Origin of the sequence: Paracoccus suum, from assembly GCF_003324675.1 — a bacterium.
In the GTDB taxonomy this organism is placed as follows: domain Bacteria; phylum Pseudomonadota; class Alphaproteobacteria; order Rhodobacterales; family Rhodobacteraceae; genus Paracoccus; species Paracoccus suum.
The window spans coordinates 1,488,978-1,514,667 of sequence record NZ_CP030918.1 but is presented as its reverse complement, the minus strand read 5'-3'; the positions used below and the strand labels follow the sequence as shown (position 1 = coordinate 1,514,667).

23 protein-coding genes are annotated in these 25,690 nt (G+C 66.9%); 5 read left to right on the top strand and 18 right to left on the bottom strand.

Translation table 11 applies throughout. The features are described 5' to 3' along the window. Positions 1-9: 9 nt before the first annotated feature. The 8 genes from deoC to DRW48_RS07365 all read right to left on the bottom strand — a co-directional run bounded on the left by deoC (position 10) and on the right by DRW48_RS07365 (position 8,116). Positions 10-960, bottom strand: a complete 951-nt coding sequence (gene deoC, locus DRW48_RS07400; RefSeq protein ID WP_114075851.1) for a deoxyribose-phosphate aldolase — start codon at positions 958-960, stop codon at positions 10-12. 111 nt (positions 961-1,071) lie between these two features. After that, positions 1,072-1,761 (bottom strand): DUF1523 family protein, encoded by a 690-nt coding sequence (locus tag DRW48_RS07395; protein ID WP_114075850.1) that lies wholly within the window; start codon positions 1,759-1,761, stop codon positions 1,072-1,074. Positions 1,762-1,777: 16 nt separating this feature from the next. After that, entirely contained in the window at positions 1,778-2,056 is a 279-nt protein-coding gene (locus DRW48_RS07390) for a hypothetical protein (protein WP_114077432.1), read from the bottom strand. Then, entirely contained in the window at positions 2,053-3,429 is a 1,377-nt protein-coding gene (locus tag DRW48_RS07385) for a DUF6638 family protein (protein ID WP_114075849.1), read from the bottom strand. The genes DRW48_RS07390 and DRW48_RS07385 overlap by 4 nt, the downstream gene beginning before the upstream one ends. Then, positions 3,426-3,914: a hypothetical protein gene (locus DRW48_RS07380; protein WP_114075848.1), complete on the bottom strand. Its 489-nt coding sequence runs from the start codon at positions 3,912-3,914 to the stop codon at positions 3,426-3,428. The genes DRW48_RS07385 and DRW48_RS07380 overlap by 4 nt, the downstream gene beginning before the upstream one ends. Beyond that, on the bottom strand, positions 3,911-5,845 hold the full coding sequence (locus DRW48_RS07375) for an AAA family ATPase (RefSeq protein ID WP_114075847.1): 1,935 nt from the start codon (positions 5,843-5,845) through the stop codon (positions 3,911-3,913). The genes DRW48_RS07380 and DRW48_RS07375 overlap by 4 nt, the downstream gene beginning before the upstream one ends. A 36-nt stretch (positions 5,846-5,881) precedes the next feature. Then, a complete protein-coding gene (locus DRW48_RS07370) occupies positions 5,882-7,012 on the bottom strand; it encodes a hypothetical protein (protein WP_114075846.1) in 1,131 nt (376 codons plus the stop codon). Positions 7,013-7,042: 30 nt separating this feature from the next. Next, positions 7,043-8,116: a coiled-coil domain-containing protein gene (locus DRW48_RS07365; RefSeq protein WP_114075845.1), complete on the bottom strand. Its 1,074-nt coding sequence runs from the start codon at positions 8,114-8,116 to the stop codon at positions 7,043-7,045. A 105-nt stretch (positions 8,117-8,221) separates the two neighbouring features. Between DRW48_RS07365 and DRW48_RS07360 the strand changes: the two genes are divergently transcribed. Further along, the gene (locus DRW48_RS07360; RefSeq protein WP_114075844.1) at positions 8,222-9,499 is read left to right on the top strand and encodes an acetylornithine deacetylase/succinyl-diaminopimelate desuccinylase family protein; all 1,278 of its coding nucleotides are present in this window, start codon (positions 8,222-8,224) and stop codon (positions 9,497-9,499) included. Between the two features lie 108 nt (positions 9,500-9,607). Here the strand turns inward: DRW48_RS07360 and DRW48_RS07355 are convergent, their stop codons facing one another. Beyond that, positions 9,608-10,159, bottom strand: coding sequence for a toxin-activating lysine-acyltransferase (locus tag DRW48_RS07355; RefSeq protein ID WP_114075843.1), 552 nt, complete (start codon positions 10,157-10,159; stop codon positions 9,608-9,610). A gap of 184 nt (positions 10,160-10,343) precedes the next feature. Continuing rightward, complete coding sequence (locus DRW48_RS07350; protein ID WP_162784698.1) at positions 10,344-11,429, bottom strand: Hint domain-containing protein; 1,086 nt, start codon at positions 11,427-11,429, stop codon at positions 10,344-10,346. A gap of 308 nt (positions 11,430-11,737) precedes the next feature. Between DRW48_RS07350 and DRW48_RS07345 the strand changes: the two genes are divergently transcribed. Further along, entirely contained in the window at positions 11,738-12,046 is a 309-nt protein-coding gene (locus DRW48_RS07345; RefSeq protein WP_114075841.1) for an FtsB family cell division protein, read from the top strand. 10 nt (positions 12,047-12,056) lie between these two features. Here DRW48_RS07345 and DRW48_RS07340 read toward each other — a convergent pair whose 3' ends face one another. Further along, a complete protein-coding gene (locus DRW48_RS07340) occupies positions 12,057-13,133 on the bottom strand; it encodes an Mrp/NBP35 family ATP-binding protein (protein ID WP_114075840.1) in 1,077 nt (358 codons plus the stop codon). A gap of 350 nt (positions 13,134-13,483) precedes the next feature. Between DRW48_RS07340 and DRW48_RS07335 the strand changes: the two genes are divergently transcribed. Both DRW48_RS07335 and DRW48_RS07330 read left to right on the top strand, forming a co-directional pair. Next, complete coding sequence (locus DRW48_RS07335) at positions 13,484-13,711, top strand: DUF1127 domain-containing protein (protein WP_114075839.1); 228 nt, start codon at positions 13,484-13,486, stop codon at positions 13,709-13,711. Between the two features lie 311 nt (positions 13,712-14,022). Beyond that, the gene (locus DRW48_RS07330) at positions 14,023-14,796 is read left to right on the top strand and encodes a 23S rRNA (adenine(2030)-N(6))-methyltransferase RlmJ (RefSeq protein ID WP_114075838.1); all 774 of its coding nucleotides are present in this window, start codon (positions 14,023-14,025) and stop codon (positions 14,794-14,796) included. A gap of 15 nt (positions 14,797-14,811) precedes the next feature. Here DRW48_RS07330 and DRW48_RS07325 read toward each other — a convergent pair whose 3' ends face one another. The 4 genes from DRW48_RS07325 to DRW48_RS07310 form a co-directional block, all read right to left on the bottom strand. Then, positions 14,812-17,223, bottom strand: a complete 2,412-nt coding sequence (locus DRW48_RS07325) for an ATP-dependent helicase (protein ID WP_114075837.1) — start codon at positions 17,221-17,223, stop codon at positions 14,812-14,814. A gap of 43 nt (positions 17,224-17,266) precedes the next feature. Beyond that, entirely contained in the window at positions 17,267-18,262 is a 996-nt protein-coding gene (locus DRW48_RS07320) for a TerC family protein (RefSeq protein WP_114075836.1), read from the bottom strand. A gap of 174 nt (positions 18,263-18,436) precedes the next feature. Next, positions 18,437-19,399, bottom strand: a complete 963-nt coding sequence (folE2, locus tag DRW48_RS07315) for a GTP cyclohydrolase FolE2 (protein WP_114075835.1) — start codon at positions 19,397-19,399, stop codon at positions 18,437-18,439. A 68-nt stretch (positions 19,400-19,467) separates the two neighbouring features. Further along, positions 19,468-20,667 carry an aminotransferase class I/II-fold pyridoxal phosphate-dependent enzyme gene (locus tag DRW48_RS07310; protein WP_114075834.1) on the bottom strand — a complete coding sequence of 400 codons (1,200 nt, stop codon included), beginning with the start codon at positions 20,665-20,667 and terminating at the stop codon, positions 19,468-19,470. Positions 20,668-20,852: 185 nt separating this feature from the next. On the opposite strand from DRW48_RS07310, the gene DRW48_RS07305 reads away from it, so the two are divergent. Next, positions 20,853-21,773, top strand: coding sequence for a lipase family protein (locus DRW48_RS07305; protein WP_114075833.1), 921 nt, complete (start codon positions 20,853-20,855; stop codon positions 21,771-21,773). 20 nt (positions 21,774-21,793) lie between these two features. On the opposite strand, the gene DRW48_RS07300 is transcribed toward DRW48_RS07305, so the two are convergent. The 3 genes from DRW48_RS07300 to soxC all read right to left on the bottom strand — a co-directional run bounded on the left by DRW48_RS07300 (position 21,794) and on the right by soxC (position 25,678). Further along, positions 21,794-22,864, bottom strand: a complete 1,071-nt coding sequence (locus DRW48_RS07300; RefSeq protein WP_422385755.1) for a bifunctional transcriptional activator/DNA repair enzyme AdaA — start codon at positions 22,862-22,864, stop codon at positions 21,794-21,796. A gap of 98 nt (positions 22,865-22,962) precedes the next feature. After that, positions 22,963-24,384: a c-type cytochrome gene (locus tag DRW48_RS16535; RefSeq protein ID WP_422385754.1), complete on the bottom strand. Its 1,422-nt coding sequence runs from the start codon at positions 24,382-24,384 to the stop codon at positions 22,963-22,965. Next, the gene (gene soxC / locus DRW48_RS07285; RefSeq protein ID WP_114075832.1) at positions 24,368-25,678 is read right to left on the bottom strand and encodes a sulfite dehydrogenase; all 1,311 of its coding nucleotides are present in this window, start codon (positions 25,676-25,678) and stop codon (positions 24,368-24,370) included. Before soxC ends, DRW48_RS16535 begins: the two co-directional genes overlap by 17 nt. Positions 25,679-25,690: the final 12 nt, after the last annotated feature.

The following is a 25,690-nucleotide window of genomic DNA, read 5'->3' as shown; positions in this document are numbered from 1 at the left end:
GGGTATTCCTCAGGCAATTGCAAGGCGGTGGGTTGCGGCGTACCGGCCGGTGACGTGATGGTGCAGCTGCCGCTCGATATCGCCCAGCAAGGACGAGGCGCCAATGCGGAACAGGTCCGGGCGCAGCCAGTCGGGGCCCAGTTCCTCGCGCATCAGCACCTGCCAGTTCAGCGCGTCCTTGGCGGTGCGCAGCCCGCCCGCCGGCTTGAAGCCGACCTTGATACCCGTCCCCGCGGCGAAATCGCGGATGCAGCGCAGCATCACCAGACTGACAGGCAGGGTCGCGTTGGCGGCCTCCTTACCGGTCGAGGTCTTGATCCAGTCGGCGCCGGCCTGCATGGCCACATGGCTGGCACGGGCCACGTTGTCGAATGTCTTGAGTTCGCCCGTGGCGAGGATCGCCTTCATCCGCGCCGGCCCGCAAGCCTCGCGCATGGCGCAAATCTCGTCGTAAAGGGCGGCCCATTCGCCGCGCAGCGCGAGGCCGCGCGAGATGACGATGTCGATCTCGGACGCGCCCTCGTCCACGGCATAGCGGATCTCGGCGAGGCGCAGCGGCAGCGGCATCAGGCCGGCGGGAAAACCGGTGGCGACCGAAGCCACCCGGATGCCGCTGTTGCCGAGCGCGCGGACGGCGGCGCGGACCATGGTCGGATAGACGCAGACCGCGCCGGTGGTGAGGCCTGTCACGCCCAGCGCCTCGGCGATGTCAGGGGCGATGGGCTGGCGCGCCTTGGCGCAGAGGCGCGCGACCCGCGCCTCGGTGTCATCACCTGCCAGCGTGGTCAGGTCGATACAGCGCACGGCGTTGCAGAGCCAAGCCGCCTGCCATTCCTTTTTCAGGCTACGCCGGGTGGGGATGGTGGCCGCCCGCCGCTCGACCGCGGGCGTATTGATGCGCAGCCCCTCGAACGCGTCGGTGCTGAACGGAGTGCCGGGATTGCGTCGTAGATTGGACATGGGGCCTCGGGTCGCAGCATTGGGGGGCGGCAGGCCGAATGCGGTTGCAACGGGACGTCGCGGCGGATGGCAAAACCTAGCCGCGGGTCCGGACGCCGGCAAGCGGGCGCCTCAGCGGCGCGGCTTGCCGCGCCAGGTGTCCAGCCAGCCGCGGATACGGCCCCGCGCCTCGCCCGCCTCGGACGAGAGGCGATCCCGTGCGGCGTCGGCCCGGGCGTCGAGCCGGTCCCATGTCTCGTCTGCGCGGCGCACCGCCGGGTCGATCGTCCGCTCGCGGAACTGCGCCCAAATGCGCCACAACAGCACCAGCAACAGCCCCAGAACCCCGAGGATCACCAGCGCCGCCCAGTTCAGCGGGCGCACGTCCGGCCCGGCCACGGGCTTGAGCGAAATGGCGTTTGGAAAGATGGTCAGCCAGCCGACGCGCCAACCATATGCAGTCACGCTGACCCATTTGGGCGCTTCGGCAGTCGATTTCAGGTCCGTCGCGCGCGCTTGCAGGTTCGAGCTGTCGTATTTGAAATATGGCGGCCAGATCCAGCCGGTATCCTCGTTTCGATAGACGCGCGGCCGGCCATTGGCCTTAATCGTGTCGATATACCGGATGTCGCGCAGGCCCTGCTGGTTCTCGACCGTGCCGGTATCGGCGCCCGCATAAAAGATGCTGTTGGCACCGAGGTCGGTCAGCTTGTTGTAGGTATTGGTGATCCGCACAGTCTCGCGACTGGGTAGCGAGTAGTCGAGAAACAGGAACACCAACAGGGCAAACAGCCCCTTCAGCACCCAACCTGCATATCGCATCGCGCGCCCCCTCTGATCACCGATAGTTCACGAAGTAGACGATTACCGAGATCGCCACCATGGGCAGCAGCACCGCCAGCACTACCAGCCGCGCGCGCAGGGTCTTGTGAAACGCCGTCATCCGCCGCTCGACAAATTCCTGTCTGGCTGGGCTGTCGCCGCCGCGGCCGGGGTTGACTTCATCCCATGCCTCCTCCAGCCGCTCTCGCTCCAGCGAGCGCAGATAGATCGACAGGACGACGTAGAGGACCGCCTCCAGCGCGATGACCAGTGCAGCGAGGCGCACGAACTTCATCGCGCCGGCCCCCAGGGCGATGGGGTGGCAGCCGCCTGCCGGGCGCCCCACGGGCCGACAATGGCTGGGGCCGCCGGCGCGCCGACCGGATCGGCCATCCCCGGCTCCGGCCCGAACAGCGCGGCGCGGGTGCCCTGCTTGTCGAGCATGTATTCCTGCTCAAGCTGGGTCGCGACGTAGGTCTGCTTGGCGGCGTCCCAGCCGCGATAGAGGCGGTAGAACAAGGGCTTGTTGAGAATGAACAGCGCCCGAACGTCATGCGGGGCGAGTTCCGCCAACAGCATGTTGATGACGTCGCGGGCCGGGCCGGGCGTCGCCCGGACGGCATAGAAATAGGCTGGATCGGCGCTGTCGATCACGGGCCAGTCGCCGCCATGCTCGATATAGCTGGCCAGCGCCGACAGGCTGCGCACCTCGGGCGGCAGCGCGTCGCCCATGCGCCCGACGGCGCGGCGCAGGTCGGCACGCGTACCAGCGCCGGTGTCGATCTCCAGCCGCACCGCTGCATCGACGAGGATAAAGTCGATCTTCTGGCGAAGCAGTGCCGCTGTTCCGGCCGAGCGGGTCGAGGCCAGCGAATCCGCCAGCCCGTTGCGCGCCAGCCAGGCGGCGATCGCATGGGGCTGATCGACGCTCAACGACTGCGCGCCCTGCAGCGGGCGAAGCTTTGTCTTGTCCGAAAAGATCACCGCCGGCTCCCGCGCCGAGCGGATGACATAAACGCCCCCGAATTCGGCCGTCCAGAAATCACCGACCTCGAACTCGGTCTGACCGAGGCGGACCGGGTTGCGGGTGACATCGCCCGATTTCTGCGCCTGCTCGATCATCTGGGCGATCAGCACGTCGTCCCACCAGGCATCGCGCTCGGTGCGAAAGCGGTCGATCATCGCCGTCAGACGGGCGCTTTGCGCCACCTGGTCCCCGGTAGTGTCGGCAGTCACCCGCAAATGCCGGATGCCCAGCAGATCGGCGGGCGACGCGATCTGCCATACGCCCTCGTCCATCTCGCCCACGACCGCATCGCGGGCGGTCAGGGTGAAAAGCTGGCTTTCATTGGCGACGATAAAGCGGCGCAGGATCTCGCGCTCGACCGACAGATCGACGTTCAGCAGCGGCGCGGTCTTTTGTTCTGTCGTCAGCAGGATGAACTGGCGCGTGCCGCCCTGCGGGTCGAGGTAGTCCAGATCGCCCAATTCGTCCCCGATCTCGGGCGAGGTGCCGCTGAGGTCGATGTGAAACTCGCTCAGCGCGGTCTGCTTGCCGATCAGCTTTTGCAAGGCGCGGTTATAGCGCGCGACCCATGCCGGGGAATCGACGCGGATCAGACCGCCGAACATCAGGCCTTTTTCGATGAGCGTGGCAACACCGGTCATCTGCGCGTCCCCAACTTGCCGCGCAGCACCGCCTCTATGTGCTGCAACTCGCGGTGCAGAAGGTCGAGGATGCCGGAATGTGTGGGACTCGCGCCTAACGCGTGGTCGGGGGAATCAGCGCTTGTGGCGAAAATCTCGCCCTCAAGGCGCAGCGCCTGTGCCAGTCGGTCGGCAGGAAAGTCCTTGCCCCAGACCGCCTCGGCCTCCTGCGACAGGGGCAGGACCTCGGCCCTCGCCTGCGCAACGGCGCGGCGGTCGGTCGAGGGGTCCGCGGTCGCCGGCATGTTGACGGCGGCGCGCACGGCATTCTCGTAATGCGACAGGGTCAAGAGCATGCGCCGTGCAAGGTCCTTGTCGGCCTTCCACATGTCCTGCTTTTTCCAGGTCCAGAGGCCGAACAGGCCAACGACGCAGGCGCCGACCGATGCAACGGCCATGATCCAACTGGCGACGGCCGACCAGACATCGGCGCTCCAATGCATCATCGCGCCGCCCCCTCGAACCGCCGCCGCGCCTCGGCCGCGCGCTCCATGCCGCGCACCGCATCCTCGATCGCGGTCTCGTCGCTGGTCCCGCTATACCGCCATTCGCTATCGGCGTAGCGGTTGATCTCCTGCAGGACCATTTCCGGGGTGATCGGCTGGCGCAATGCTTCCAACATCTGCAGCTTCACGTCGTAAGGCTGGTGCAGGAATGGCTCGGGCGAGGCAAACCACTCGTCCGGCATGTCGAAATCCATGGCCCGCAGCTTAATCGCGTCGGTGATATTCTTGACCGCGCGGCCGGTAAAGCGCGGCTCGGCCTCGGCGATGGCGTGCAGGTAGGTGCCGAAGTCGGCCAGCGTGTCCATCGGGCCAAGCTGCGCTTCGACCTGCGACCAGACCTTGGCAAGGCCGGCCTCCTGCGGGCGGGCGTGACGCTCGTAGCCTTCGGAGACCGCCGTGCTGATCGCCTGCGCCTTCATCAGGTCATGCTCGCCGACCGGGATGTCGTGGCGCTTGCCCAGCAGAAGGGCAAAGATGTCGATGTAATCCTCGCGCGACTTCGGCCCGTCGATCAGGAAGCGCGCCCCCGCTCGCTGGCGCAGCGCGTCGTCGATGGCCTCGGCGTAGTTCGAGAACATGCCGAAGGTGGCATTGCCGCGCACCACGGTGGACGCGCCGGCGAAGGCGTCCATCAGCACCGCCGTGATCTCTTGCTGGCCGCTGGAGGATTGGCGATCGCCACGCCGGCCAGCGACCTGGTCGATGTCGTCCACGGTGCCAAAGCCGATCACCGCCGGGTCGATTACAGCGTCGATGAAAGCCCGCGCGTTCTGGCCGGATTTGCCCTGGTAGCTGTCGACATTGTCGATGCCGAGGTTGCGATAGACGAAGGGATAGCCGGCCACGGTGCAGTAATCGTTGATCAGCCCGGCCATCATCTGGATCAGCGTGGTCTTCCCGGTGCCCGGCTTGCCGTCGCCGAGAAAGGTGAAGATGAAGCCCCCAAGCTCGACAAAGGGGTTGAGGCGTCGGTCGAAATCATAGGCGACGATCATCCGCGCCAGGCGCATCGCTTGGTGCTTGGCGGCGGCGTTGCCGACCACCTCCTCGGGCTTCTTGAAGGCCATCGCCAGCGGCTTGCCGCGGCTGCGCGCGGCGGGTGCAAAGCCCGTGATCGGCAAATCGTCGGCGGCGACGCGCCAGCTGGCGCCGGTGAATACCTCGGTGCGCGGCGCGCTTTCGGCGCGGGCGCGGACGGCAGCGGCGAGCGCCTCGGCATAGGCCAGGGTGACGGCGACCAGCGTCTTGTCGTCGCTGGCATGGGTGGCAAGCTTCTGGTCCAGTTCCCACAGCGCGCCGTGCAGGGCGGTGTGCGGGGCGTCTGTCAGCACCTCGGACACTGGCCCGATGTCGGGCGCTTCGGGCCCGGCCTGATCGGCCAGCAGGAAGGCCGCCGCATTGGCAAAGGTCGCCAGCACCGCCAGGCTTTCGACGGCCAGCATCTCGGTGAACTCGGGCTTGCGATCGAGCGTGAGGCGGCCGTCGAGGTTCAGCCGCTTCAACTCGGCCGCGCCGCTGCGCTGCGAGACTTCATCGCCCAGGGCCAACGCGATGGCGAGCGCCCGGCGCAGATCGCGCAACACGGTGGCCGCCGCCGCGGAGGGCAGATCGTCGCCGGAGATCGCCTCGACCCGCTCAGCCAGATTGACGCTGCCCGGCCGGGCGGTGGAACGCCCCGCCAGCCCCGGCACGGTCGAGCGAAAGCGGGCCGGGGGCGGGAAGCCGGGCGCGCGCTCTGGGCCGTGCGCCGGCGCCTGCGCCGTTGCAATGCGCGGCGCGTAGTCAAACCCGCGCAGCAGCGAAAGCGCCTGCGGATACTGGGCGCGAATCTTCGCCTCGGGCAGTTCCATCGCGTCACGGGTATCCATCATTCGCCTTCCCGGCCCAGCGGCCCTGATCCTGCGCCGTCACGCATAGCCGCGCACCGTATCGCCCGGGGCCACGACGTACTTGCGCACGTTGCGAAACCCCTCCGGGTCCAGTTCGGACAACGCCTGAAACGGCCGCGCCGGCAGCACCAGCACACGCGCGGCCGACGTGGCGCCCTGCCCCGCGCCGTGCTGGTTCAGCGGGTCGAGGTCAAAGATCTGGCGCTCGACCACCGAGAAAAGGCCCGAGGCCTCCATCACCGCGCGTCCGGCGCGCAACTCCTCGATGGTCATGGCCAACGCCCAATCCTCACCCTGGGGCGCGTGTGCATCGTCCAGCACTTGGCGGATCGGGCCTTCCTGCACGGTAAAGAGGCGCGAATATATCGGGCCGAGTGTCAGGCGCCGCAGGCGACGGGGGTGGAGGGTGTCGAAATCCCGGTCGAACCCTTGCGCTATGGTGACCAGTTGCAGCGCGGTCACCGACTGCGCCAACAGATGTGCGCTCGCCTCGGGCCAGCGGCGCGAATCCTCGGGCAGCGGCTTGCGGCCGCTGTCGTCGCAGTCGAGCAGGTAGATCACCGGCACGTTCAACTGGCTGTCGTAGATCGCCCAGTGGATCAGCCAGCGGCGGCGGCTGCCGGCTTGGCCCTGCCCCTCGGCCTGCGGGTGCATTTGCGGCCAGAACAGCCCGCCCGCCGCCAACGCCTCGTAGTAATAGCGCTGTGACAGGGCATATTGCAGCCGGGTCGGCAGGACCCGATCGCCGACGATCTGTCGGATCATGTCATCCTTGATCGTTTCGGCCGGCGGCGTGCGGCCCAGTTCGGTCGCTGCCTGCGCCGCGTCCGCGGCGGTCTGGGCAATCTCCTGCCAGACCGGAAACCCGCTTTCATGGGTATCGATGGTCAGCCAGCTGCGCAGCGGGCCTTCGATTCGCCCAGCGACGAGGTATTTCATTCCCAATGCAGCAAGGCTCGCCTGCAACGCCGCCAGATAGCCGCCGATCACCCGGACATCGGCATCGCCCAGCAGCCGGTCGCGCACCATCTCGCGGGTGACGGCGGGCAGCGCCGCCATAACCCCTGCCGTACGCGCGACGTAGGACCGCGTCTCGAGGTCATCCTCGATCCGGCGATGGTCGGCATCGAGGGTTCCGGTGTTGGCCATCAGCGACGTCCCCTGCCCGCCCGGCCGCCGTCAGCCGCCATAAAGGTTCTTGTCGTGCTTTTCGACGATCTCGGCAAAGCGGCGCGCAAAGCGCTCGTCGGCTTTCTGCTTTTCCTCCAGCACCTTGCGGGCGAACACCATATGCTCGCCATGGGCCTCCAGCATGTCGGCCATCCGGCTGTTGGTGGCCGTGCCGATAGCCGCCATCTGGGCCTGCGCCTCCTGGTCGGTCTTGACCCCGATCTCGTTGATGCGGTGGGCAATGTCCTGCTGCTGCGCGGTCTTGAGGCTTTTGGTCAGAGCGTCGTACAGCACCACCCGCTGGCGGGTGTCGGTCTGCAGCTTGTTGATCAGCACCATCTGCGTGGCCGCCTGGTTCTGAAGGCTGTCGACCCAGGTCTTGCCAGCCTCGATATAGCGTTCGAGCGTCTGCGACTTGGCGAGGGCGACCTGCTCGTCCTGCACAAGCGCGTTGTGGCGGGCGTTGGCCTGCGCCAACTCGCTCTCCAGCCGGGTACGGTCGCTGGGGTCTGTGGTGCTGGCAACTTTGCCCTCGAGCTCGATCAGTTGCGGGTCCATCGCCTTGATCTGCTCGCGCAGCGTCTCCAGCGTGTCGACCGTGGTCTCGCGGTCGGTCAGGGTCTGGGACAGGTTCGCCTCAACCTTGGCCTTTTGCTCGTTAAGCTGGTCCAGCTGGCCTTGCAGCAGCCGGGTGATCACGTCGGACTTGCCGATCAGATCCTGCAGCTTGTCGTCGATGCTGGCGGTGCGCAGGCGTTCCTGGCGCATCGCCTCGGACTTGCCGCGGGCGAACATGCCAACAAAGCTCTCCCACCCGGTTTTCGAGCGCATCTCCTCGAAATCCTTGGAAAAGCCCGAGGTGATATCGTCCAGCCCCATGATCAGCTCGGCGATATTGGCGTTCATCACCTGCGTGTGGCGGTTCACATCCTCCAGCGTCGCGGTGGCGACGTCGATGCCGGTGCCGGCCTCGGTCTGGCTGGCGGCGGCCTGGTCAAAGCGGTTGCCAAGCTCGCTCAGCTTGCGCTGCGTCTCGGCCACCTGCTGCTGGCTTTCGACGATCTGCTGGTCCAACGATGCCATGGGGTCCCCTTGAAAAATGGCGCGGCGTCAGCGCTTCAGCACCGAACACGATGTGCGCGCAGGGGGTTCCTTGCACAGTCTGCGCGCCGCACCTAGCGTCATGCGATGGACCGCCTTTTTTCCCAGATCGAATCCCGCCGCGACCAGCTGATCGCCCTGACGCAACAGCTGATCCGCATCCCGACGCTGAACCCCCCGGGGCTGCATTACCGCGATATCTGCGACGCTATCGCGGCACGCATGGCGCCGCAGGGGTGGGATTGCCAGTTGATCCGGGCGGTCGGCGCGCCCGGTGACAGCGAGGCCTATCCGCGCTGGAATATCGTGGCGCGGCGCGAGGGCACAGGGTCCGGTGACTGCGTTCATTTCAACAGCCATCACGACGTGGTCGAGGTCGGCCACGGCTGGACCCGCGATCCGTTCGGGGGCGAGCTGACGGACGAGGATGGCGGGCGCATCTATGGCCGCGGCGCCTGCGACATGAAGGGCGGCCTCGCCGCCAGCATCATCGCCGCCGAGGCGTTCGTTGCCGCCTGTCCCGACTTCGCCGGCAGCATCGAGATCAGCGCCACCGCCGACGAGGAATCGGGCGGCTTTGGCGGGGTCGCCTATCTCGCCCAGCAGGGCCATTTCGACCGTGTCCAGCACGTCCTGATCCCCGAGCCGCTGCACAAGGACCGCATCTGCCTCGGCCATCGCGGTGTCTGGTGGGCGGAGATCGAGACAGAGGGGCGGATCGCCCATGGCTCGATGCCCTTCCTGGGCGACTGCGCCGTCCGCCACATGGGTGCCGTGCTGGCCGAGATCGAGGCGAACCTGATACCGCTGCTCGCCAGCCGCCGCACGGCGATGCCGGTGATCCCGGATGGCGCCCGGTCCAGCACGCTGAACATCAACAGCATCCACGGCGGCGCGGTGGAGCAGGCCGAGGACTACACCGGCCTGCCGTCCGCCTGTGTGCCCGACCGCTGCCGCATCGTGATCGACCGCCGCTATCTGATCGAGGAGGACCTCACCGAGGTAAAGCGCGAGGTTACAGCTCTGCTGGAGCGTGTGCGCGCCGAGCGCCCGACCTTTCGCTACGAGGTGCGCGATCTGTTCGAGGTGATCCCCTCAATGACCGATCGCGACGCTCCAGTTGTCACCGCCACCGCCGCCGCCATCGAAACGGTGCTGGGTCGTGAGGCCGCGTATGTCGTCAGCCCCGGCACCTACGATCAAAAGCATATCGACCGCATCGGCAAGCTGAAGAACTGCATTGCATATGGTCCGGGTGTTCTGGACCTCGCGCACCAACCGGATGAATGGATCGGCGTGCAGGACATGGAGGAGAGCGCCAAGGTGATGTCCCTGGTCCTGCACCGGCTGTTGCACGCGGGCTGAGTTGGCAGCGTCGCGCCCCGCCTTGGCGAGCTAGAGCTTGCGTCTTCAGGTACGTCGCGGGCCACAGTGGCGGGCGACGCCGGAGCATCGCCTCCCGGCATTTCCAAGTTACAGTCGGGCCTCCTCCAACACGCCGCTGGTCGGGCTGGTGCGCCTGAAGCGGGTCAGGCGCTTGCGCATGTTCTTGACGGCCGGCAGCACCAGATACCAGCCGCCCTCGCCCGAGCCGTCGTCGAGGGTGTTGCCGCTTCGCGTGAAGATGAAGTCGAAATCCTCGCGCCGCCACGGCGCGCAAATGCCGACCATGACGATCTTGTCGCCGCTTGCGAGGTCCGCCGCCTCCAGTGCCTCGTAGCCCTTGTTCATAAGCTTGCGCAGCGCTTCCTCGGACATCCGCGCCCAGATGCCGAAAGCGACTGGGTATTCGCCCCTGCGTAGCAGGATCACCTGCTCGTTCGCGGCGTGATGGGTCAGCATCTCGACCAGCCGCAGCCCGGTGAGCTGCGAGAAGGCACTGTCATGGGCGGCGAGATATAGCATGTCACGTACGGTGGCGCAGGTCTCGGCCTGCGCCTCGGGCATGCCGAACGGCGGATCACCCGGCAAACGGCCAATGATGGCGTCCCGGCCAGTGGAAGTCCCTTCGGGTTGTACGTTCATGCTGATTCTCCTCGCAAAAGATCAGTTCGGAAGTCATCAGGCCGACCCCTTGGGTAAGCCTGATCGTGCACTTTGTCGGTTGCGCGACATGGCATTGCCGTCAGCCTCCAAAGCGAATGGCTGCCCGGTCCACGCCCCCGGGCAGCCCTCGTTTCATCAACAGGCCAGCCGAGGCTGGCAGCTGTTATTGCAGCGCGATTCCCTGGGTCCGGTGGCCCGCGATGATCTTTTCGGCCAGCGGGCCGCGCGCGACGGGACGAACCAGATCCTGCCGGCCGGTGCGAACGATCGCCGCAAGGTCGGGGAAAAAGGCTTCCAGCTCGACCAGCTGGGCCGCGCCCACCTGGTTGCGCGACAGCGGCGAGACACAGAAGCTTTCGCTCTGCACACCGTTGGCGGTGATGATCTCGTGGCGGTCGAACATGAAGTGGACGTAGTCGACGTGGCTGGCGTCCTCGACGATCTCGACCCCGTCAAGCGCCGTCAGGAAGCGCGCGGCGACCAGCACCTCATTGCTGTCGAAATGCTGCCGCGCCACCGCGCCGCGCACCACGACCCGGTGCAGTTGCGAGACTTGCAGGTCGCTCGCCGGCAGGCCGCCGCCCAGCGCACCTGCGCGGATAATGACCGGCTTCCAGCTGGGGAAGTGCTCCAGCTCGGCACCTGCGACGACCGTCTTGCCGACCCAGCGCACAGGGCGCGCGCCATTGTCGACGGTCGCGATCATGTCCCCGACGTTGATGTCACCGGCGCGGCGCTCGGTCCCGTCGGCCATGAGGATCAAACTGTCTGCAGTGAAGCAGGTCTTCACGAAGGTCAGTTTGATGGTCAACTCATCCGTGCCGCCGCCGATGGCACCATATTCTACCGCGTCGACCCGGTATTCGACCGTCAGGCTCTCGCCGATGGCCAAGTCCTTCCAAGCCTGGGCCGAGGTGTCGAAGGTGAACTTGAAGGTGTCGTGCTGCCAGTCGTTACGGTTGGTCAGGCTCGTCCCGTCAGGCTGCAGGGCGTCCGTATCGCCCGTGCCGTTACCGAGGACGGCAGAGCCGACGTTCCCCGGGTCCGAAACCTCGGTCAGGGTGTACAGGTCCCATTCGGTGTTCAGCGGATCGGGCAAGATCGCGCCAAGCAGCGAACGGTGAAATTCAATCGAGATGTTCTGCGCGCCGGCGCTCTGATCGACGTTGATCGTCGCATCGATGTCGCTTGCGCTGCCCAATAAACCGAGAAATCCGCCATAGGCGATTTGCGCGGGTCCTGTCGTCATCATAGCCTCCTGCATGAGCCGCCAAGCCGAGGGGAAATGGTCCCTTTGGCTCTTCCGGAGATTGCGTGGCGATGGGGTCAGGGAGTGGCAAGCAAGCTCAACTCAAGGCTTTAGACATTTTCGAGACAAACTATTTTAGCACGAATGTACTTTCAAAGCGATAAGTAGATACAATTTCCGGTTGTGGATTTTTGCCGCTTTACACGTGCTTTTCGGACCAGGAATGCGCCGCACGAATCATTTCAGCGCCTACTTTCTCGCCCGACCTCGGCGTGGCATGATGGCCTCAACCAGACAGACGCAGGCCCATGACCCAGTCCCGCCTATCGATCAGCGCCCTCGTGATTTTTGCCCTCATGCTGCTGATGGGGCTCTACTTCGCCTTCGCTGCGGTGCAGGGCCCGTCGGGCATCCTGAGGCGCGTCCAGCTGGACGCCGAGACCCGTGAGCTGGAGGCCGAGCGTGACCGCCTGCAGGCAGAGGTGGATCGCATGGCGAACCTGACTCGGCGGCTGTCGAACGACTATCTCGACCTGGAACTCCTGGACCAGCAGGCGCGCGAGGTACTGGGCCTCGCCCGCGCCGACGAAGTTGTCGTACCAGAGGCGAACCGGTAGCCCTCCGGGCTTACGCGGCACCTGAAGTAATCAGCCCGCGCGCCAGATGCGCATAGGCATCGGCAATCGGTCCCTCGCCTGCCGCGACCGGCACGCCGCGGTCACCCGACATCCGCACATCCAGGTCCAGCGGGATCTCCCCCAGGAAGGGCGAGCCCATGCGGGCCGCCTCGTCGCGCACGCCACCGTGGCCGAAGGGGTGGGTGACGTGGTTGCAGTTCGGGCAGCAGTAGCTGGCCATGTTCTCGACCAGGCCGAGGATCGGGGTGCCGAGGCGGCGGAACATGTCCACAGCGCGACGCGCGTCGATCAGGGCCACGTCCTGTGGGGTGGAGACGATGATCGCGCCGTCCAGTCGAGTCTTCTGGCACAGCGTCAGTTGCACGTCGCCGGTCCCCGGCGGCAGGTCAATCAGCAGCACGTCCAGCGGGGCCCAGGCCACCTGCCCCAGCATCTGCTGCATCGCACCCATCAGCATCGGGCCGCGCCAGACGATGGCCTGCCCGTCGGGCACCAGCAGCCCAAGCGACATCACCTTGACGCCATGCCCGACTAGCGGCTGCATGGTCTTGCCGTCCGGCGCCTCGGGCCGACCAGATACGCCCATCATGCGCGGCTGCGACGGGCCATAGATGTCCGCGTCCAGCAGCCCCACCCGCCGCCCCTGCCGCGCCAGAGCAACGGCGAGGTTGGCGGTCAGCGTCGACTTGCCGACCCCGCCCTTGCCTGAGCCGACGACCAAAATGCGACCGACGCCCGGCACGGGCTCGGGACCCGTCTGCGGGGTCGGGTGGCGGCCGATCTTGAGGTCGGGCGCCGCGCCGCGTCCGGATTCGCGCACGGTAGGGGCGGTGGTCACAATGCTGACCTGCGAAACGCCCGCCAGCGCCTCTAGCCGGGCGCGGGCCTCGGCCTCGGCCGGTTGCATGGCGGTTGCCGCCGCGGCGTCTGGCACCTCGATCACAAAGCGGACCGCGCCGCCCTCTACGGACAGTGCGCGCACCAGATCACGCGAGGCGAGCGTGCCGCCCCCTTCGACCGCGATCTGATCAAGCACGGCCATCACCTCGTCGCGGCTGATCGTCATGTCGCACCCCTACATCTGTTCAGGACGATCTTGTGCCCATGGCCCGACAACGACAAGTGCAGGGGCGCAAACGGCGCGCACTCGACCCCATGCCGCAACGCAGCAACAGGTACACCTGACGTTGCGTTAATTGCATGGCTTGTGAAGGAATAGTGACGGAACCGAGCGGTTCAATAACAATTTCGATAGGCCGTGCTGCATTTTGTCGCAGTGTTTGTGCGTGAAATGCATATCTGTTTTGCCTGAACGGGCATTGTGCAGCTGCAGCAAATAGGCCATCTATGATCCAACGCAGCAGCAAGCCCGAGGGCAACGCCAGCCTGCAGAACTTTACTTGAAAGTCCGCTCCAATGTCCGCGTTTGACCAGAATATCGCCCACACCGCCCAGCATGGCGTCGCCTCGCGCGTCAGCGTCATGCTCGAGAACCTGCGGGTCGCCCGTGCACGTCGTTCGATCTATCGCCAGACAGTGCGTGAGCTTGGTGCGCTGAGCGATCGCGACCTCGCCGACCTCGGCCTCAGCCGTGGCTCGATCCGGCAGGTTGCCCGCGACGCCGCCGACGGCCTCGCCCTCTGAACAGTTTTCCCGGTCCACTCTCCTCCCCCTTGGACCGGGGCATGGGCGGCGCCCCACTCCTCCCCCTTGTAGGGGTAGCCGCTCAAAAGATCGCCGGTTGAAGGGTCCTCCCCCCTGAAGCCGGTGCCGCCGGACCGATCTCCCCCCTTGAGGTCCGGCACCCAAGCGACCCCGGCCCCTCCCCCCATAGGCCGGTGTCGCGGCTCTACGCGGCCCGGGTCCTCCCCCCGGATCAGCGTTTAGCGGCGGTGTCTGGTCCTCCCCCAGACGCCGCCGCTTTTTCTTTGCCGTGCAAGGGGGTAAGGCGGGATATGCTGTCCTATCAACATGCCTACCACGCCGGAAATGCCGCCGATCTCCACAAGCATGCGCTGCTGGCGTGGATGCTGGACTACCTGACAGTCAAGCCAAAACCGCTCAGCTATCTGGAAACCCATGCCGGGCGCGCGTTGTATGACCTGGCCGGCCCCGAGGCCCTCCGGACCGGCGAGGCCGAGGCTGGCATAACCCGCGCCCTGGCGCGCGGTTGGCTGGCCGTAGATCACCCGCTGGCCCGGGCCATCGCCGCCACCCGCGCGCAGCATGGCGCGACTGCCTATCCCGGCTCGCCCATGATCGCCGCGCATCTGTTGCGGCGCACCGATCCGATCCACTTGGCCGAACTGCACCCGGCCGAGGCCGAGGCCCTGAACCGCACCATGGGCCGCCGCGCGCATGTGCATCTCGAGGACGGCTTTGCCATGGCAAATCGCCTGGCCCCGCCCGAGCCGCGGCGCGGGCTGCTGCTGATCGACCCGAGTTGGGAGGTCAAGGCGGACTACGCCCGCATGCCCGCCTTTGTCGACCGCATCGCCCGCAAGTGGAATGTCGGCGTGATCGCGCTGTGGTACCCACTTCTGGCGGAAGCCCGTCATGCCGAGATGCTGGACAGTCTTGCCGCCGCGCACCCCGACGCCCTGCGCCACGAACTGGCCTTTCCGCCGGCTCGCGAAGGCCACGGCATGATCGGCTCGGGGATGTTCGTCGTGAACCCGCCCTATGGGCTGGCGGAGGAAGCGGCGCGGCTGACTGCCTGCATCGCCTGAACGGGTAGCCGACCGCTAGAACGGAACGTCATCGCCGACCTCGCCTGCCATCTGCACATAGGCAGCCTTAACGGTCTTGAAGCCAGCCTCGAACTGGACCGTCAGCGTATCTTCGGCGATGCCCATGATCTCGCCCTCGCCGAACTTGGGATGCGTGACCCGGTCACCGACTGAAAAGCGCGCGCCCGGCTCGGCATCGATCACGATCGGGGTGCGATGCACCGGCGCGGCGCGCTCGGCGGCGCGGTCCTGCATCCGCTTCCAGCCGGGCGAGTTGTAGACGTCGGCCCGGGCCGCGCGCTCGTGCATCGAGGTCGTGCCGGCCTGCGCCATCGCCGCGCCGAAGCCGCCGCCATAAAGGCCAGGCGGGGTCAGCACCTCGACATGATCCTCGGGCAACTCATCGACAAAGCGCGAGGGCAGCGACGACTGCCACTGGCCATACATCCGCCGGTTGCCGGCAAAGCTGATGGTCGCCAGGTCTTCGGCCCGGGTGATGCCGACATAGGCGAGCCGCCGCTCCTCCTCGAGGCCCTTCAGCCCGCTCTCGTCCATGCTGCGTTGCGAGGGGAACAGGCCGTCCTCCCAACCGGGCAGGAATACGACCGGAAACTCTAACCCCTTGGCGGCGTGCAGGGTCATGATGCTGACCTCGTCGGACTGCTCGCCCTCGGCGGCGTCCATGACCAGCGCGATATGTTCCAGAAAACCCTGAAGGTTCTCGAATCCTTCCAGCGCCTTGACCAGTTCCTTGAGGTTGTCGAGGCGGCCGGGGGCGTCGGGCGAGCGGTCGTTTTGCCACATCGCGGTATAGCCCGATTCGTCGAGGATCCGTTCGGCCAGCTCGACATGGCTGGACTGACTGTCGATGGCATCGGCATGCCAGCGGCCCATGCCCTGCACGAATTCGCGCAGCCCAGCCGCCGCCTTGCCGGACAGCGCCCCGGCCTGCACGGCGGCAGCCGCCCCCTCCAGCAGCGACAGCCCGCGCTCGCGGGCCTCACGCTGGATGGTCTGCACCGCCTTTTCGCCAAGGCCACGCTTGGGCACGTTCACCACCCGCTCGAACGCCAGATCGTCGGCCGGGCTCACGGCGAGGCGGAAATAAGCCAGCGCGTCGCGGATTTCCTGGCGCTCGTAAAAGCGCGGGCCGCCGATGACGCGATAGGGCAGACCGATGGACAGGAAGCGGTCCTCGAAAGCGCGCATCTGGTGGGTGGCGCGCACGAGGATCGCAATGTCGTTCAGGTCGCGCTTGCCGACGGCAGCGCGGTGGCCGCCGTGAAAAGCCTCGATCTCCTCGCCGATCCAACGCGCCTCGGCTTCGCTGTCCCAGTGACCGATCAGGCGCACGCGCTCACCTCCCTCGGCCTCGGTCCACAGGGTCTTGCCGAGGCGGCCCTTGTTGGACGCGATCAGCCCCGAGGCGGCGGCGAGGATATGCGGGGTCGAGCGATAGTTCTGCTCCAGCCGGATGACCTGCGCGCCGGGGAAATCCTGCTCGAAGCGCAGGATGTTTCCGACCTCGGCCCCGCGCCAGCCATAGATCGACTGGTCGTCATCGCCAACGCAGCAGATATTGCGATGCGCCTGCGCCAACAGCCGCAACCACAGATACTGGGCGGCATTGGTGTCCTGATACTCGTCCACCAGGATATAGCTGAACCGCTGCTGCCAGCGCGCCAGTATGTCGGGATGGGCTTGGAAGATGGTCACGCAATGCAGCAGCAGATCACCGAAATCGACCGCGTTGAGGGCAATCAGCCGCTCTTGATAGGCAGCATACAGCGCTGCGCCTCGGCCGTCATAGGCGTGGCTTTCGCCCGGGGGCACGCGCGAGGGGGTTAACGCCCGGTTCTTCCAGCCGTCGATCAGCCCGGCGAGCATCCGCGCCGGCCAGCGCTTTTCATCGATATTCTCGGCCGCGATCAGTTGCTTGAGCAGGCGCAGCTGATCGTCGGTATCGAGGATGGTGAAGCTGGGCTTCAGGTGCATCGTCCCGCTGCCGACCAGTTCGGCATGGCGGCGCAGGATCTTGACGCTGATCGAGTGAAATGTGCCGAGCCATGGCATCCCCTCGACTGTCTCGCCCATCAGGCGGGCGATGCGCTCTTTCATTTCGCGCGCGGCCTTGTTGGTAAAGGTCACCGCCAGGATGTCCCCCGGGCGTGCGCGGCCCATGGCGATCAGATGGGCGATGCGGGTGGTCAGGGCGCGGGTCTTGCCCGTGCCGGCGCCCGCCAGCAGCAGGACGGGCCCGTCCAGCGCCTCGACCGCCGCGCATTGGGCAGCGTTGAGACCGGCCATGTAATCGGCGGCCGGACGCGCGGCCGCGACCCCCGTCGCCCGCTGGGACAAGGGCACCCGCGGGGCTTGGGCCGCGGCTACCGCCGCCTCGAAGGCATCGTTGTCGTCATATCCGCTCATGCCCCGAACATAGGCTAGTCCGGGGCATGTGGGAAGGCCGTGTTCACGCCTTGTTCACCCCGGGCGTGGCATGATCTTCGCGCGTGCGCCACAGCGAATATCCGACCCCCGCGGCGAGGATGACGAAGGTCACGCCCAGCGAGACGACCGGCGGCACCTTTTCGATACCCATGAACTCGGCCACGAACACCTTGCCGCCGATGAATACCAGCAGCACCGCCAGCGCCTGCTTGAGGTAGGCAAAGCGGTGGATGATCGCAGCTAGCGCAAAATACAGGGCCCGCAGTCCCAGGATGGCAAAGATGTTGCTGGTATAGACGATGTAGGGGTCGGTGGTGATGGCAAAGATCGCCGGCACGCTGTCGACCGCGAAGATGACGTCCGCGACCTCGACCATCGCGAGCGCCAGGAACAGGGGCGTGGCATAAAGGTGGCGACGGCCATTGCGGTCGGCGCGGCGCACAAAGAAGCGCTCGCCATGCAGGCGGTTGGTGATGCGCAGGTTGCGGCGCAACCAATTAAACACCCGGTTCTTGGAAAGGTCGGTCTCATGATCGTCGGACCAGAGCATTCGCGCGCCGGTGAAGATTAGGAAGGCGGCAAAGACCAGCAGGATCCATTCGTAGCGCGCCACCAGCGTCGCGCCGACACCGATCATGATGCCGCGGAGGACGATGACCCCGAGGATTCCCCAGAACAACACGCGGTGCTGCAGCGCGCGCGGAATCGCCAGCGCGCCAAAGATCATGGCAATGACGAACACGTTGTCCATCGCCAGCGATTTCTCGACCACGAAGCCGGTCAGGTATTCGAGGGCGCGTTCCTGCCCCAGTTGCCACCAGACAAAGCCGCCGAAACCGACGCCGAGGGCAATATACATGGCCGACAGCGACAGGCTGCGGCGCACCCCGATCTCGCGGTTGCCGCGGTTGAGGATGCCGAGATCGAAGACCAGCAAGACCACGACCGCAGCCAGAAAGGTCAGCCACATCCATGCGGGCTGACCCAGAAACATCGTTCCGAGCAATGAAGGTTCCATGACCCCTCTCTGTGTGCGTTCGGCAGCCGCACGCGGCCGCGTTTAGCGTGGCCGACATCACGGCAAGCGCCGCCAGAGGGGCCCGGTCCACCTGTCCCAGATAGGGCGGCGCACCGAGCCTTCAAGCCGAAGGACAAAGGAAATATCGGCGCGCGGCAGCCCGTGCGCCCTGGGTCAGGCGCTGAGGCCCGCGAACCCAAGCGGGTCGAGGCTGACCTGGGCAAAGGTGGGCCCCTCGGTCAGCAGGCTGACGGCATCATGAGAGTGCAGCGATTCCTGATGGCTCGCGACCACCCGGAAATCGCCGACCCGCGGTTCGGCCTGCAACTGCTGCGCAAAGGCGCGCACCGCGTCCTCGACAAAGATCGGATTGGCGGCGTTAAGCTCGGCGAAGGCCTGCTCGTCCTCGCGCTTGACCATGACCTGAGTCTCGGTCGCGATGGCGCGCCGGGCCAGCGCAATCATGTCCTCGAACCACAGCTTGCCCTCGCCCTGCATGACCACCGACAGGCGCGCGATCGAGCGCTGCGAATGCGGCGTCGCCAGTTGGCCACGCTGGGCCCGCGCGTGTTCGGACAATTCCAGCGAGCAGGGGCAGGTCGATGAATAGACGTAGTCAAGGTGCAGTATCCGCAACCGGCGCTCTGCCTGCTCGACCAGTTCCATGGCAATGTCGTAATACTGCCAACCCTCAAGGCCAGAGCGCAGCGAAAGCACCCGCTCGGGGTAGCTGAGTCGCATCATGATCCGCGCGCCGAGGCTTTCGTGATCTGCGCGGTAATCGTCCAGCGCGGCTTGAAGCACCGACAGGCTGAACTGCTTTTCGGCATGGGCATAGAACGAGCGCATGATGCGGCTCATGTTGATGCCCTTGCGGTCCGCCTCAAGGCTGACGGTGCCGGTAACACTCGTCTCCAGCGTCATCTCGCCGCCGGACTTGGTCTGGTAGCGGATCGGCAGGCGGAAGTTCGAGATCCCGACGTGCTGGATCGGCGCGCGCGCGCCGACGATCAGGCTGGCGGGGCCATTCTGCAGGTCCGGCAGGCCCGCGCGATAGGCGTCGTCGACCACGAAGTCGGCCGGGTAATCGCGCCGAAGCACGGGATAGGTCGCGGTGATCTCTCGCGTGTCATTCATCGCGGCACCTCGGATAATGCTCGCAAGGGATATGGGGTAGGTGCGGTCGAAAAGCGAGGGGGCGGCGCTTAGGCCGCCGCCAGCGCCGATTCGAGGTCGGCCAGCAGGTCTGCCGTATCCTCCAGCCCGATGGAGAGGCGCAACAGGCCGGGACCGATCCCCAGGCGCGCCCGCGCCTCGTCCGCCAGGCGCTGATGGGTGGTGGTCGCGGGGTGCGTTACGATCGAGCGCGCATCGCCCAGGTTGTTGCTGAGCGAGATGACCTGCAGCGCGTCCAGCACGCGGAACGCCACCTCCTTGCCGCCCGGCAAGTCGAGCGCGATCATCGTCCCGCCGGTGCCCATGACCTTCATCGCGACATCGTGCTGCGGATGCTCGGGAAGGCCGGGATAGATCACCCGCACATCGCCGCGCGCGGATAGCGCCTGCGCGATCACCGCCGCGCTGGCACATTGTGCGCGGACCCGCAGATCCATGGTCACGAGGCCGTTCAGCATGATCCAGGCGTTGAACGGGCTAATGGCCCCGCCGGTATGCTTCAGATAGGGCTCGGCGATGCCGCGCACGAAATCGCGGGTGCCGCAGATCACCCCGCCCAGCGCCCGGCCGCTGCCGTCGATGTGCTTGGTCGCCGAATAGATCACCACGTCGGCGCCCTGTTCGACGGCGCGCGAGAATGTCGGGGTCACGAAAACGTTGTCGACCATGACCAGCGCGCCCGCCTCATGGGCAAGCGCCGCGACGGCCGGAAGGTCGATCACCTCCAGCGTCGGGTTGGACAGGCTCTCAAAGAAGACGGCCTTGGCCGGCTGCGCCAGCGCCGCGCGCCACTGGGCCAGGTCCAGCCCATCGACCCAGTCGACCTGCACACCATACCCCGCCAGCAGGTCAAGAACATAGGCGCAGCTGCCAAACAGCGCGCGCGCGGAAACGACGCGATCACCGGGCCGCAGATAGGCGAACAGCGCGCCGTTGACCGCGGCCATGCCCGAGGCGGTCGCAAACGCATCCTCGGTCCCTTCGAGGCTGGCGATCCGGTCCTCGAACATGCGCGAGGTGGGGTTGCCGTAGCGGGCATAGATGAACTCGTCCGGGCCGGTGCCCAGGAACCGCTTTTCCGCCTGCTCGGCCGAGTCGTAGAGAAAGCCCTGCGTCATGAAGATCGCCTCGGCCAGCTCGCCATACTGGCTGCGGCGCGCGCCGGCATGGACCGCGCGGGTCTGGCGGCCCATGGATTTGCGATCACGTTCGGTGGGGCTGTCGGTCATGGCGGGCCTCATGGGGGACCGCCTGTCCCTAGCGGGCCGCAGATGCTGCTGCAAGTTTTTCGCGCAGCAGCGACGCGGGAACCGGCGAGCGCGCGCGGGCGTCACCTTCATGTAACCCAGCGGACATCCGGCTGTCGCGACCATCCGGCACATTGCCCGCAATTACTGGGAAAGGACGGTCTGGCATGGCGCTGGTCGTTGTTAATGCAGGCGAAGCCCCACCCGAACGGACCTGGCAGATCGCGGCCGCGCTTCCGGCCGGGGCGCCGATCGTGGTGATGATCCACGGCTACCGGTTTTCGCCGCATTCGATCCACGACCCGCACAACCACATCCTGGGCCTGCACCCGCCCGCCGACTGCCGCCGTGCGGTTTCCTGGCCGCGCGCCCTAGGCTTTGGCAACGCCGATGATCCGCGCGAGGGATTGGCCGTCGCCTTTGGCTGGGAGGCGCGCGGCAGGCTGCGCACCGCCTACGGTCAAGCCGCTGCGGCGGGCGCCGATCTGGGTCCGCTGGTCGAGGCCCTGGCCTCCGCGGCCGGCCGGCCGGTCGCGATGATCGGCCACTCGCTGGGCGCGCGCGTCGCGCTAGAGGCGCTGGGCCACACTGCCCCCGGCGCCGCTGGGCGGCTGATCCTGTTGGCCGCCGCCGAGATGCGCGACCGCGCCGAGGTCGCCATCGCCAGCCCCGCCGGGCAGCTGGCCGAGGTAATCAACGTTACCAGCCGCGAGAACGATCTTTATGATTTCGCAATGGAAATCGCGCTGTCAGCCGGACGGCGCCCGGCGCTCGGCTTTGGACTGTCGCGCCGCACCGACCGTTGGCTTGACCTCCAGATTGACGCATCCGACACCCTGGCCGCGCTGAAAAGCATGGGCTTTCCGATCAGCGGGCAGGCGCAACGCTACTCGCACTGGTCGCCCTATTTGCGCGATGGCCTGTTCGAACTCTATGCCGCCGCGTTGCGCCAGCCTGAGGCGCTGCCGCTGTGGTTGCTGCGCCGGCACTTGCCCACCCGCGCCGCGCCGCGTTGGTCGCGCCTGCTCGCCCGTCCCTGGGGCGGCCGCGACACCGACGCCGGCGGCCCGCACGCGACGGCCGCCTGACGCCACCTCCGGCCCCCCGACTAGGCCGTCTGGCGTCCCCCAAGACGCCGCTCGATATCGATAAGCATCTGCTTACGCCACAAACCGCCGCCATAGCCGGTCAGGCTGCCATCCGCGCCGATCACGCGGTGGCAGGGAATGATGATCGCGATCTGGTTGGCGCCGTTGGCACGCGCAACGGCGCGGCTGGCGGTAGGCCGGCCAATTTTCTGGGCCAGCGCACCATAGCTGACGGTCTCCCCCGGCGGGATTTCCTGCAGGGCCGCCCACACCTGACGATGAAACGGCGTGCCGTGCAGGACCAGGGGGACGGTGAACTCGGCCGCCTCGGCTGCGAAATAGCGCGCCAGTTCGGCTTCGGTCCGGTCGATGGCGGCGGTGCGGCCGACGCCGATGCGCCCGCCTGCCCCGTCGGAGAGGCGCCGCACTTCGGTCCCCAGCGCCCGGCGGCCGACAAACTCCAGCAGATGCAGGCTACGATTGTCGGCGACGGTGATCATGCCGCCCAGCGGGGTGTCGATCCAGTCGGCCATCAGCCCGGCATCTGCAGCCTGCATCGCCGCGGGCGGATGGCCAAACAGCCGGGCAAAGGCGGCGCGAAAGCCCGAGGCGCTATCAAAACCGGCATCCAACTGCGCCTCGATCACCGGCTCGCTCCGGCCGATCCGGGCGACGCTGCCGCGCAGGCGGGTCTGCCGCGATAGCTCGAGGAAGGTCATGCCGAAATGGCGGCGAAAGGCGCGGCGCACGGTCGAGGGGTCGAGGCCGAGGGCGGCGACATCTGCTTCGGTCCAGACCTTGGCAGGGTCGGCCGACAGTGCGTGGGTCAGGCGGCGGATGGTCGGGTCGCCATCAGCCTCGGCCGGGACCAGCGGGTGGCAGCGCAGGCAGGGGCGAAAGCCCGCGGCAAGCGCCTCGGCCGGGGCGGCGAACCACTGGCAGTTTTCGGGCAGGGGCTTTCGGGCGGGACAGGTCAGGCGGCAGAAAATGCCGGTGGTGGTCACGCCAACCAGCGCACGCCCTTCGAATTTCGGGTTGCGATCCACAAGCGCGCGGTAGAGCGCGTCGCGGTCGGGCAGAAGGTCCAGCATGATGTGCCTCATGGTCAGATCATGACCCGGCTTCTACCAAACCGCCATGCCCGGCGTGCACGAGGATCGGGCGCGGCATTGCTGCCGCGCCCGGATTTTCAGGGATGCGAGGCCAGGTACGCGACCACGGCATCGACGTCGGCGGGCTTTTTCAGGCCGGCAAAGCTCATCTTATTGCCGGGCATGTAGGCCTTGGGATCCGCGAGATAGCCGTGCAGCGCGGCGCTGTCCCAGACGAGGCCCCCGGCGCCGGCGTCAGCCATTGCCTTGGAGTATTTGAACCCCTCGGCCGTCGCGGCCTGCCGCCCGACGATGCCGTTCAGCTGCGGGCCGACAGCGTTCTTGGCGCCCTCGCCCACCTTGTGACAGGCCTTGCACTTGCCGAACACCTTCTCGCCAGCGGCGATCATCTCCGGGTCCGCAGCCGGTGCGGCCGCGGCAGCCTCAGCCGGCGCGGCAGCAGCAGGGGCCGCAGCGGCAGCGGGGGCCGCGCCATCAGCCGCCGGGGCAGCCGGTGCGGGCTCTGCCGGGGCGGCGGCCGGCTCCGAAGGCGCAGCAGCAGCTGCCGAGCTGTCGGCGTCGCCAGTTTCCTTTGCCGCCGGGGCCTCCGGCGTCGCCGGAATCTGCGCCGCGCCGGGATCGACCGCCTCGGGGCTTGCCGGCTTGGGCTCGGGATCGGCCGCAGTCCCAATAGGCGCGCCGGCCGCATCAGCGGCTGGAGCCTCAGCGGCCGTAGCAGCGTCGGCAGGCGCGGCGGGAGCAGCAGGCTCGGCCGGGGCGGCAGCATCCGCCGGGGTTGCCGCATCGGCAGGCGCGGCGTCGGTGGCAGCGGCCTCACCTGCCGGCGCTGCGCCGCCCTCCAGCGAGACGGCACCGGCGTCGCCGTCGTCCGCCTCGCCCGGAGTCACGTCCAGGTTCGACGCGTGCATCGTGATCTCGACCTTCTCCTTGCAGCCGTCCATGCACGGCTCCTTGGAGAATTCGGGCAGTTCCTTCGCATCGCGGTCGTCCTCGATGAACCCGTCCGCGTTGGGCAATTTCACGTCGAGGAAATTGTCCTTCGACAGGACGAAATCATCGTCCACCAGATCGTTGGAGTAGAGGATGTAGGCCACGATTGCGTAGGTTTCGTCCGGCGTCAGTGACTGCGCATCGCCATACGGCATCGAGCGGTGGGCATAGTCGAACACGGTCGACAGGTGCGGCCAGAACGATCCGACGGTCTTTACCGGATCGTCATTGGCCAGCGTGCCCTCGCCGCCCGCAAGCGCCGGATAACGGCCGGCACCCTCCGCAAATTCGCCGTGGCACATGGCGCAGCGGTCCGAGAACAGCGACTCGCCATCCTCCACGCTGCCTTGCCCGTCGGGCAGGCCGCGGCCGTCGGGCATCACGCGCACGTTCCAGGCCGCGATCTCCTCCGGCAGCGCCGGCCGGCCGAGGCCGAAGGTCTGGGCACTCACCGAGGCCGGCAGTGCCAGCATCGCGCCGAGGAACAGAAGCTTAGGAAACTTCGACATTTTCAGCCTCTCCCGTCGGCTTGACCCACCAGGTCTGGATACCATTGCTGTGATAGACCGAATTGACGCCGCGAATGGCGCGCAGCGCGTCCTTGGTCGGCTGGACATAACCGGTGTCATCCATCGCCCGCGACTGCAGCAGCATCTCGCTGCCGTCCCAATCATGGTCGAGGTAGAACCGGCTGACCGCCATCGCGACGCCCGGCGCGGCCAGACGGGCCTCACGCCAGGTCTTGCCGCCATCGACCGAGACGTCGACCCGCTTGATCGCGCCGCGACCCGACCAGGCGAGGCCGGTGATGACCAGTGGACCCTTGCCATGTTTGATCGGCATCTGCGGCGACGGCGCCGTGATGACCGACTTCGCGTCCATGACCCACGTCCACTTGCGGGTGACGCCGTCGGCCAGCGTATCAGTGTATTTCGAGGTCTCTTCGCGACTCTCGACGGCGGCATCGGTGACTTCGATGCGGCGCAGCCACTTGACCCACATGTTGCCTTCCCAACCCGGCACGACCAGCCGGACGGGATAGCCATGCTCCTTGCGGAGCGCCTCGCCATTGGCCTTGAAGGCCACCAGGCAGTCGGCGAGCGCCTTTTCCATCGGGATCGAGCGGCCGTTCGAGGAGGCGTCGGCGCCCTCGACATAGACCCATTTGCCCTCGGGCTTGATGCCGGCTTCGTCGAGCAGCGTCTTCAGCGGGACGCCGATGTATTCCATATTATGGATCATGCCGTGCGTGAACTGCGAGCCGTTCAGCTGGGCACCCGCCCATTCCATGCCTGTGTTGGCGGCGCATTCCAGGAAATACACACCCGAGGTCCGCGGGAACCGCTCAAGGTCCTCGTACGAGAACACCAGGGGGCGGTCCACCAGGCCGTCGATCATCAGGCGGTAGTCAGGCTTTGCCAGCGAGATCGCGCCCGAATGGTGACGCTCGAAAGCGCAGCCCTGAGGCGTGATCGTGCCGTCCAGCGCGTGGATCGGGGTGAAGTTGATGCTGCTGGTTGTGTCGGCGGTCAGCCAGGACACGTTGCGGCGGATGACGTCGGATTCAAACTCGATCGGCATGCCGTAGGGCACGGCATCGACGCCGTCGCCAAGGCTGCGCGCCCAGTCCTGGACCTCGGTGATCAGCGGATCGGGGCCGGGGGGCGCCTCTTGCGCGCGGGCCGCCGCGCTGCCCAGCAGCGCGCCAGCGGCGACGCCGCCCGCCAGGCCGGATCGCAGAAATCCGCGCCTGCCGATGCGTCCGCTTAGCCCGGCGGCCTTAGCTATAGTCAGATCGTCCATTGCGGACCTCCT

Bases quoted from the DNA above. Each gene is read 5' to 3' on its own strand.
- DRW48_RS07340 (WP_114075840.1), bottom strand. From the start codon at position 13,133: ATGACGATCAGCCGCGACGAGGTGATGGCCGTGCTTGATCAGATCGCG.
- DRW48_RS16535 (WP_422385754.1), bottom strand. From the start codon at position 24,384: ATGTCGAAGTTTCCTAAGCTTCTGTTCCTCGGCGCGATGCTGGCACTG.
- DRW48_RS07395 (WP_114075850.1), bottom strand. From the start codon at position 1,761: ATGCGATATGCAGGTTGGGTGCTGAAGGGGCTGTTTGCCCTGTTGGTG.
- DRW48_RS07310 (WP_114075834.1), bottom strand. From the start codon at position 20,667: ATGACCGACAGCCCCACCGAACGTGATCGCAAATCCATGGGCCGCCAG.
- DRW48_RS07375 (WP_114075847.1), bottom strand. From the start codon at position 5,845: ATGATGGATACCCGTGACGCGATGGAACTGCCCGAGGCGAAGATTCGC.
- deoC (WP_114075851.1), bottom strand. From the start codon at position 960: ATGTCCAATCTACGACGCAATCCCGGCACTCCGTTCAGCACCGACGCG.
- DRW48_RS07360 (WP_114075844.1), top strand. From the start codon at position 8,222: ATGGACCGCCTTTTTTCCCAGATCGAATCCCGCCGCGACCAGCTGATC.
- soxC (WP_114075832.1), bottom strand. From the start codon at position 25,678: ATGGACGATCTGACTATAGCTAAGGCCGCCGGGCTAAGCGGACGCATC.
- DRW48_RS07350 (WP_162784698.1), bottom strand. From the start codon at position 11,429: ATGACGACAGGACCCGCGCAAATCGCCTATGGCGGATTTCTCGGTTTA.
- DRW48_RS07325 (WP_114075837.1), bottom strand. From the start codon at position 17,223: ATGAGCGGATATGACGACAACGATGCCTTCGAGGCGGCGGTAGCCGCG.
- DRW48_RS07370 (WP_114075846.1), bottom strand. From the start codon at position 7,012: ATGGCCAACACCGGAACCCTCGATGCCGACCATCGCCGGATCGAGGAT.
- folE2 (WP_114075835.1), bottom strand. From the start codon at position 19,399: ATGAATGACACGCGAGAGATCACCGCGACCTATCCCGTGCTTCGGCGC.
- DRW48_RS07300 (WP_422385755.1), bottom strand. From the start codon at position 22,864: ATGCTGGACCTTCTGCCCGACCGCGACGCGCTCTACCGCGCGCTTGTG.
- DRW48_RS07355 (WP_114075843.1), bottom strand. From the start codon at position 10,159: ATGAACGTACAACCCGAAGGGACTTCCACTGGCCGGGACGCCATCATT.
- DRW48_RS07320 (WP_114075836.1), bottom strand. From the start codon at position 18,262: ATGGAACCTTCATTGCTCGGAACGATGTTTCTGGGTCAGCCCGCATGG.
- DRW48_RS07330 (WP_114075838.1), top strand. From the start codon at position 14,023: ATGCTGTCCTATCAACATGCCTACCACGCCGGAAATGCCGCCGATCTC.
- DRW48_RS07305 (WP_114075833.1), top strand. From the start codon at position 20,853: ATGGCGCTGGTCGTTGTTAATGCAGGCGAAGCCCCACCCGAACGGACC.
- DRW48_RS07380 (WP_114075848.1), bottom strand. From the start codon at position 3,914: ATGATGCATTGGAGCGCCGATGTCTGGTCGGCCGTCGCCAGTTGGATC.
- DRW48_RS07335 (WP_114075839.1), top strand. From the start codon at position 13,484: ATGTCCGCGTTTGACCAGAATATCGCCCACACCGCCCAGCATGGCGTC.
- DRW48_RS07345 (WP_114075841.1), top strand. From the start codon at position 11,738: ATGACCCAGTCCCGCCTATCGATCAGCGCCCTCGTGATTTTTGCCCTC.
- DRW48_RS07385 (WP_114075849.1), bottom strand. From the start codon at position 3,429: ATGACCGGTGTTGCCACGCTCATCGAAAAAGGCCTGATGTTCGGCGGT.
- DRW48_RS07390 (WP_114077432.1), bottom strand. From the start codon at position 2,056: ATGAAGTTCGTGCGCCTCGCTGCACTGGTCATCGCGCTGGAGGCGGTC.
- DRW48_RS07365 (WP_114075845.1), bottom strand. From the start codon at position 8,116: ATGGCATCGTTGGACCAGCAGATCGTCGAAAGCCAGCAGCAGGTGGCC.